This window comes from Amycolatopsis mediterranei, assembly GCF_026017845.1.
Classification (GTDB): Bacteria; Actinomycetota; Actinomycetes; order Mycobacteriales; family Pseudonocardiaceae; genus Amycolatopsis; species Amycolatopsis mediterranei.
The window spans coordinates 8,933,183-8,934,069 of sequence record NZ_CP100416.1; the positions used below are offsets into that span (position 1 = coordinate 8,933,183).

2 protein-coding genes are annotated in these 887 nt (G+C 67.6%); one reads left to right on the forward strand and one right to left on the reverse strand.

Annotated elements, in window-relative coordinates; all coding sequences use genetic code 11:
* Positions 1-108: 108 nt before the first annotated feature.
* A complete protein-coding gene (locus ISP_RS40390) occupies positions 109-270 on the reverse strand; it encodes a hypothetical protein (protein WP_014467690.1) in 162 nt (53 codons plus the stop codon).
* Between the two features lie 220 nt (positions 271-490).
* Between ISP_RS40390 and ISP_RS40395 the strand changes: the two genes are divergently transcribed.
* The gene (locus ISP_RS40395) at positions 491-784 is read left to right on the forward strand and encodes a hypothetical protein (protein ID WP_013229557.1); all 294 of its coding nucleotides are present in this window, start codon (positions 491-493) and stop codon (positions 782-784) included.
* Positions 785-887: the final 103 nt, after the last annotated feature.

Genomic DNA, 887 nt, shown 5'->3' on the forward strand with positions numbered 1-887 from the left:
CAACGACTACGAGAAGTCGCTGCCAGTGGTTGCTTGAACTGTGTAAGCCCCTGTCCACCGTTCGGGGTGAACCTCACCGGGTGCGGGCCAGCCAGTAGATCGGCAGCTTCAGCATCTCTCGCCCAGCGCCTTGTCGAAGGGGGCAACATCGGCCTCGGCGATCGCAAGCCCGCGACTGCTCCACACCCGCGGCGCCCAGTACCCACTGGAGGAAGCATGGGTGAAGCGCGCGGTGATCGTCCAGTCAGCCACGGCGGTGAGGGTCGGCACGACGACTCCCTGCGGTCGCGGCCCTCAGGTTCGCCACACCGTAGTGGATCATGTCCGGACAGTGGTACCACCGGCGGCACATGGGTGGTGCGCCGACCGGCCGGTCGTGGCGCCGAAGACCGAGGTCAGCGGCACGCTTGCGGAAGCCAGACTAGACGTTGTTAACCTGAGATTCACCTATCGATCACCAGATGAGGGTAACCATGCGAGGTTGGCAGACGTGCACAACGAACAGCCGGTAGAGCTCGCTCCACGGTCGGTGGCCCAGCTCACCCAGGACCCAGCCTGGACGGTCACCCGCACCGGCACGACCGGGCAATGGCTCACCGCCGAGCGGGTCCTCGAGCGAAACGGGCACCGTCGGCTCGTCGGACTGACGCCCATCCAGCCCGGCGTCGTCGCCCTCATACTCTGGGACGACGGCGAGGTCGTCGAACACCTCCGCGGCACCGAAGCCGAAGCATGCACGACCGCACACCGCTGGGTCGCGGAGTTCCTGGCCGGGACGCGCTGAGCCGAGCGGGTGCGCGGCGGGCCGGAGCCCGCCGCGCACTCGGTTCAGCGCCGGGTGATCTCCCAGAGCACGTTGTCGCCGTGCTGCTGGGTCCAGAACAGCC